This window comes from Aeromicrobium sp. (genome assembly GCF_014378035.1).
Classification (GTDB): domain Bacteria; phylum Actinomycetota; class Actinomycetes; order Propionibacteriales; family Nocardioidaceae; genus Aeromicrobium.
This window is the reverse complement of sequence record NZ_JACMOM010000389.1, coordinates 1-6,819: the sequence shown is the minus strand read 5'-3', so window position 1 is coordinate 6,819 and position 6,819 is coordinate 1. Positions and strand designations below refer to the sequence as shown.

Here is a 6,819-nt window from a genome sequence, read left to right as displayed (position 1 = left end):
GCGATCAAGGTGGACGGCGTCCGTTCGTATGCGGGGGTTCGCTCAGGGGAGGCCGTCGAGCCCAAGGCCCGCGCCGTGACGGTGTCCGAGCTCGAGCTCGGACCAGTCCGGGTCGTCGGCGACGTCGTCGACATCGACGTGCGGGTCGTGTGTTCCAGCGGCACCTATGTGCGTGCTCTCGCCCGCGACATCGGTAGAGACCTCGGAGTCGGGGGACACCTCACGATGCTGCGACGCACACGGGTGGGCGGGTTCACGATCGGGCAGGCGCGCACTCTGGAGCAGCTGGCCGAGTCGCTCACGGTCGTGGGCCTCGACGACGTCGCGCGCGCGAGCTTCGCGTCCTACGAGCTCGACGAGACCGGTGCGGCAGACGTGCGCTTCGGCCGTTCGCTGCGCGAAGTGCAGCTCGGTGCCGAGGGCGCGGTGGCCGTCTTCGCGCCGACGGGGGGGTTCCTCGCTCTCTACGAGCAGCGCGGCCCCGACGCCAGACCCGTCGCCGTCTTCGTCTGAACCCCGTCCCAGCCCCGCCTGCCCCCGCCCCGCCCAGCCGCCCCCGCCGAGTGTGACGTTTGTGCGGTGAAACCCGCGGTTTGACCGCAGAAACGTCACACTCAGCGGGAACGGAGACCCGGTGAGGGTGGGGCGGATCAGTAGGGTGAGGCACCATGAGCATTCGACGTCCGTCCCACGCCCGGCTGCTCGTGCGGCGAGGTTTGCTGATGACGCTGGCCGCTCAGGTCGCAGCGGTGGCCTCACTGATGATCACGACCAAGATTCGCAAGACGTTCCGCGACAAGGACGTCGGCGAGCTGCCCTCGGCGGAGCCGACTCGCCACGCCATCAATGACGGCAGCGCGGCCACGACGTACACCTACGGTGCCACGCTGTTCGAGGACATGCTGGACGCCATCAGCCGAGCCGACGACCGCATCCTGCTCGAGACGTACATCATCAAGAATGACGCGATGGGTCGGCGGTTCAGGACCGCCCTCGTGGAGGCGGCTGCCCGTGGCGTGTCGGTCCACGTGATCTACGACGGGTTCGCCAACCTGGTCGTTCGGCGGAGCTTCTTCGACTTCCCGGGCGTCGAGATCATGAAGTATCCGGTCCTGTCGTCGTGCCAGCTTCTCAACCCGCGCCGCATCGGCCGCGATCACCGCAAGATCCTCGTCATCGACGAGTCCGTCGCCTTCGTCGGCGGCTACAACATCGGCGACTCCTACGCCACCGAGTGGCGTGACACCCACGTCAAGATCGAGGGCCCAGCGGTGTGGGACCTCGACAACGCCTTCATCGACTTCTGGAACACTCCCCGCCGCCGGCTGTTCCGTCGGGCCATCGAACCGAACCACCTCGAGCCACGCGGGACGGCCGGCTGGCAGCCCCAGATCAGGGCGCACCGAAACGTGCCGCGGCAGCTGATGTTCCCGATCAGGGGCATGTACCTCGAGGCGATCGACCGCGCGCACTACTCGATCGACATCACAGCGGCCTACTTCATCCCTGACCACGACATCCTCCAGGCGATCCTGCAGGCTCGGCGGCGGGGCGTCGCCGTGCGGATACTGGTGCCGCGGGTGTCCAACCACGTCGTGACTGACTGGCTCTCGCGTGGCTTCTACGGTGATTTGCTTCGCGCAGGGGTCGAGATCCACCGCTACCGCGATCACATGGTGCACGCCAAGACGGCCACGATCGACGGCGAGTGGAGCACGATCGGCACTGCCAACATCGACCGCCTGAGCCTGACGGGGAACTACGAGATCAACCTTGAGATCCTCGACCCCGGCCTTGCCAAAGGAATGCAGGAGATGTTCGAGGTCGACCTCGGCAACAGCGACCGCCTCACCCGGCGCGAGTGGGACGAGCGCCCACTCGTGAAGAGGATCTACGAGCTGATCCTCAAGCCGCTGGGCCCCCTGCTCTGACGGCGCGGACGAGGACTTTGCGGGGGCGGATCGGTGCACGTCGGTGGCCCCGGCAGTACGTCAGCTGGCAACCGCGCTCGATGAGGAGCAGGTGAGGGTGTTCTTAGGTTTGGCTCCCCAACCCGTCTGCGGACCGGTGTGGCACAGTTTTCCCGTGATGATCTGGCGAGACCTCCTGGGGGCGTCCACGGCTCGCCGACGGGAGCCGTCAGCCGTCACGGTCGGCAACTTCGACGGCGTGCACCGCGGGCACCAACACGTCCTGGCTCGCACGCGCGCGCTGGCGGGCGGCCTTCCGGTCATCGCCGTCACCTTCGAACCGCACCCGTTGATGGTCATCGCTCCCGATCGGGCCCCCAAACGTCTCACCACGACAGAGCGGCGGGTCGAGCTGCTTCGCGCCGCGGGAGCCGACGAGGTGCGGATCCTGGCGTTCTCCGCCGAGATGGCTGCGTGGACTCCGCAAGAGTTCGTCGACCGGGTTCTCGTCGAGCAGCTGACCTCGGCGTTGGTGGCGGTCGGTGACAACTTCCGCTTTGGGGCACACGCGGGTGGCGACACGACCTTCCTGCGAGCGGCGGGGGCGCGCGCCGGTTTCGCCGTCGATGGCCTGCACCTCGACGGAGGAAGTCAGCCCTATTCCTCGACCCTCGCCAGGACGCTCGTGGCCGAAGGCAAGCTGCGTGAGGCAGCCGCGGTGCTGGGCCGCCCGCACGAGGTGTCCGGCGTCGTTCGTCAGGGCGAGCAGCGAGGTCGCGAGCTGGGATTTCCGACGGCCAACGTCCCGGTCGACGAGTCGTACGTAGTCCCTCCCGACGGGGTCTACGCCGGTTGGGTCGTCCGCCCGCAGTATGGGGGCGAGCGCCTTCCGGCTGCGATCTCGGTTGGCAGCAACCCGACGTTCGACGGCGTGGAGCGCAGGGTCGAGTCGTACGTCCTCGACCGCACCGATCTCGACCTCTACGGCGAGTCCATCCGGGTCGAGCTGGTCGACAGGCTCCGCGGGATGGTCAAGTACGAGGGTGTCGACGCGCTCGTCGAGCAGATGCATCTCGATGTTGCGGCCACTCGGGTGGCGCTGTCGTCCTAGCGAGGCGTGGTGGAGAGGTGCTGCGCGACGGCTTGCGCCACGGCCGCCATTCCGGCCAGACGGGGGTGGTAGGCGATGCCCTCGCCGTCAGCGACCGTCGCCCCGTTGGTCCAGGCGTTGTCCCCGGCGCAGGCGTCATGGCCCTTCGAGAGAGCGCGCAGCGACACGTACTCGGCGCGACCGCTGCGGGCTGCGCTGGCCAGTGCGGAGTCGAGCCCGACCTCGGCAGAGGCGGCAGCGCGGGCATCTGACGCGCTGATCTGTACCGCCTTGCAGGTGCCGGTGTCCGGAAGGATCCGCAGGTAGCCGACCACGAGCACACGAGCTTTCGGAGCCTTGGTGTGGACGGCATCGAGCACCCGAGCGACCCGGTCGGTGCTGACGCGCAGGATCGCCGGAGCAGTGTCGTCAGCGAACGTCGAGCATGTTCCAGACCCCTGCGCGCATGCCGACACCAGGGAGGAGAACAGCCCGCCGTCGTTACCGCCGATCTGCACCGTCACGAGATCGGTGGTGGCCCTCACCGCATCAAGCTGCGCCGGCACGACCATGCCCGGCACGGTGTGGGACGAGAGAACATCGGCGGTGGTGGCCCCGGCGCAGCTCACGTCATCGACGGTGCGCGTGCCCAGCGTCGTCGCAAGGATCGAGGCCCAGTTGTGGTCGGAGCGAAGACAGAAGCCCGAGTCGTCCCGGATCTTTCCGAGTGCCGGGCCGGATGCGAACGAGTCGCCGATCGAGGTGTAGGAGTCGATGGTCGGCAGGTCGAGCGCGAGCGGCGAGGGGCTGGGCGATGCGGAGGACGTGGCCGATGGGGTGCTGGCGTCGCGAGGAGCGACAGAGGCCGGCGCCGGTCGCGACGAGCAGCTGGCCAGCACCACGAGCATGACGACAACCGTGGACGACCTGCACACCGCTACCCAGCCCATGGGACGAGGCTATCGAGGGGGGCCAACCGGCGATTGGCCGCGGCGCCACCGGCGCTGATACTCTGGGAAATGCCGTGTGATCGGCCACGGAACCATAGTGCCCCGGTGGACAAGCCCGGGCGCGCCGTGCAACGGAACCTCAGAGGAGAAAAGTGTCGAAGAAGACTGCTGCGCCCACGGTCGCAGACATGCCCAAGGACGAGATCATCAAGCAGTACGCACTCAGTGATGGCGACACCGGATCTCCTGAGGTCCAGGTCGCGCTGCTCACCGGTCGTATCTCGCACCTGACCGGTCACCTGCAGGAGCACAAGCACGACCACCACAGCCGTCGTGGTCTGCTGCTTCTCGTCGGTCAGCGTCGTCGCCTTCTGAACTACCTGCAGAACACCGACATCGAGCGTTACCGCTCGCTCATCGAGCGTCTCGGTCTGCGTCGCTGACAACCCTGAGGCGGTCACTTCCCAGTGAAGTGGCCGCCTTCCTTCCGGGTGCTCCACCTGGCGGGAACCCTGCACAACTGCATACTGAAAACACCCCTGACGAGGCACACAGGCACGACGTGCTCGGTCCTCGGTAGTGGCCTTCGGACCCGCCTCAAGGCGGCTTCCGCGGGCCTCGATCGACGACCGGCCCTGGCTCCACCGCCTGCGTGCGTCCGTCCCAAAGAGCAGGCTCATGCCTGTGGAAGGGACTTCCATGACGGAATCCACACTTCACACCTCCGAGACAGTCATCGACAATGGCCGCTTCGGCACCCGCACCATCCGCTTCGAGACGGGCGTCCTCGCCCAGCAGGCCGCCGGTGCGGTCGCGGCTTTTCTCGACGACGACACCATGCTGCTGTCGGCCACGACGGCCGGCAAGCACCCCAAGGAGCACTTCGACTTCTTCCCCCTCACGATCGACGTCGAAGAGCGCATGTACGCCGCGGGTCGCATCCCGGGCTCGTTCTTCCGTCGTGAGGGACGTCCCAGCGAGGACGCCATCCTCACCTGCCGCCTGATCGACCGTCCGTTGCGTCCGACGTTCAAGAAGGGCCTGCGCAACGAGGTCCAGGTCGTCATCACGGTCCTGGCGCTCAACCCCGACACCCCGTACGACGTCCTCGCGATCAACGCGGCCTCCGCGTCGACGCAGATCTCGGGCCTGCCGTTCAACGGCCCCATCGGCGCCACCCGCGTCGCCCTGATCGACGGTCAGTGGGTCGGCTTCCCGACGCACAGCCAGCTCGAGAACGCCGTGTTCGACATGGTCGTCGCCGGCCGCATCGCCGTCAAGGATGACGGCACGAGCGACGTCGCGATCATGATGGTCGAGGCCGAGTCCACCGAAGCCACGTGGGACCTCGTCCAGGGCGGTGTCCAGGCCCCGACCGAGGAGATCGTTGCCGGTGGCCTCGAGGCCTCCAAGGCCTTCATCCGCCAGCTGTGCGAGGCACAGGCCGAGCTGGCCGCCGTTGCGTCCAAGCCGGTCCGCGACTTCCCGGTCTTCCTCGACTACGAGGACGACGCCTACGACGCCGTCGCCGCCATTGCCGCTGGCCCGCTCGCCGAGGCGTTGACGATCCTGCACAAGGCTGATCGTGAAGAGCGCGAGTCCGCCATCAAGGCCGACGTCATCGATCAGCTCGGATCTGAGTTCGAGGGACGCGAGAAGGAGCTCGGCGCCGCTGTGCGCGCCGTCACCAAGTCGGTCGTCCGCAACCGCGTGCTGCGTGAGAACGTCCGCATCGACGGCCGTGGGCTCGCCGACATCCGTGCCCTGAGCGCCGAGGTCGGCGTCGTCCCCCGCGTCCACGGCTCGGCACTGTTCCAGCGCGGAGAGACCCAGATCATGGGCATCACCACGCTCAACATGCTCGGCCTGGAGCAGAAGCTCGACACTCTCTCGCCCGAGACGTCGCGTCGCTACATGCACAACTACAACTTCCCGCCCTACTCGACCGGTGAGACCGGCCGGGTCGGTTCGCCCAAGCGCCGCGAGATCGGCCACGGTGCCCTCGCGGGTCGTGCGCTCCTCCCGGTCCTGCCCACGCGTACCGAGTTCCCCTACGCGATCCGACAGGTGTCTGAGGCCCTCAGCTCCAACGGTTCCACGTCGATGGGCTCGGTCTGCGCCTCGACGCTCGGCCTGCTCAACGCCGGTGTGCCGCTGCGTGCGCCGGTCGCTGGCATCGCGATGGGCCTCATCTCCGGAGAGGTCGACGGCAAGCAGACGTTCGTCACGCTGACCGACATCCTCGGCGCGGAGGACGCCTTCGGTGACATGGACTTCAAGGTCGCCGGAACGCGCGAGTTCGTCACGGCGTTGCAGCTCGACACCAAGCTCGACGGCATCCCGGCAGACATCCTCGCCGGTGCGCTGACGCAGGCCTACGGCGCGCGCGTCGCGATCCTCGACGTCATGGCCGAGGCCATCGACGAGCCCGACGAGATGAGCCCCTACGCGCCGCGGATCATCACGATCAAGATCCCCATCGACAAGATCGGTGAGGTCATCGGCCCCAAGGGCAAGATCATCAACCAGATCCAGGACGAGACGGGCGCGAACATCTCGCTGGAGGACGACGGCACGGTCTACGTCGGGGCAGAGAGCGGCGAGGCGGCCGAGGCCGCACGCGACGCGATCAACGCCATCGCCAACCCGACGATGCCCGAGGTCGGCGAGCGCTACCTCGGCACCGTCGTCAAGGTCGTCGACTTCGGCGCCTTCATCTCGCTGTCACCGGGCCGCGACGGTCTGCTGCACATCAGCAAGCTCCGTGAGCACAACGGTGGCCAGCGGGTCACCAATGTCGAGGACGTTGTCTCCGTCGGTCAGAAGATCCTGGTCGAGATCGCCGAGCTCGGCGACCGCGGCAAGCTCT

At 67.6% G+C, this 6,819-nt stretch carries 5 protein-coding genes and 1 pseudogene; 5 read left to right on the top strand and 1 reads right to left on the bottom strand.

What is annotated here, in order from left to right; translation table 11 throughout:
* From H7290_RS20710 to H7290_RS20700, 3 genes and pseudogenes are all read left to right on the top strand, one after another.
* A pseudogene (locus H7290_RS20710) lies at positions 1-513 on the top strand (tRNA pseudouridine(55) synthase TruB); the annotation flags it as partial.
* 155 nt (positions 514-668) lie between these two features.
* Positions 669-1,931 carry a phosphatidylserine/phosphatidylglycerophosphate/cardiolipin synthase family protein gene (locus tag H7290_RS20705; protein ID WP_290515906.1) on the top strand — a complete coding sequence of 421 codons (1,263 nt, stop codon included), beginning with the start codon at positions 669-671 and terminating at the stop codon, positions 1,929-1,931.
* Positions 1,932-2,088: 157 nt separating this feature from the next.
* The gene (locus H7290_RS20700) at positions 2,089-3,021 is read left to right on the top strand and encodes a bifunctional riboflavin kinase/FAD synthetase (RefSeq protein ID WP_290515908.1); all 933 of its coding nucleotides are present in this window, start codon (positions 2,089-2,091) and stop codon (positions 3,019-3,021) included.
* Here the strand turns inward: H7290_RS20700 and H7290_RS20695 are convergent.
* The gene (locus H7290_RS20695) at positions 3,018-3,950 is read right to left on the bottom strand and encodes an SGNH/GDSL hydrolase family protein (RefSeq protein ID WP_290515905.1); all 933 of its coding nucleotides are present in this window, start codon (positions 3,948-3,950) and stop codon (positions 3,018-3,020) included. The two genes, H7290_RS20700 and H7290_RS20695, sit on opposite strands and share 4 nt — an antisense overlap.
* Positions 3,951-4,138: 188 nt before the next feature.
* Here H7290_RS20695 and rpsO point away from each other — a divergent pair, with 188 nt between their 5' ends.
* Both rpsO and H7290_RS20685 read left to right on the top strand, forming a co-directional pair.
* Positions 4,139-4,393: a 30S ribosomal protein S15 gene (gene rpsO / locus H7290_RS20690; protein ID WP_290515907.1), complete on the top strand. Its 255-nt coding sequence runs from the start codon at positions 4,139-4,141 to the stop codon at positions 4,391-4,393.
* Between the two features lie 256 nt (positions 4,394-4,649).
* Positions 4,650-6,819: polyribonucleotide nucleotidyltransferase (locus H7290_RS20685; RefSeq protein WP_290515904.1), on the top strand; the 2,170-nt coding region annotated here is incomplete at its 3' end.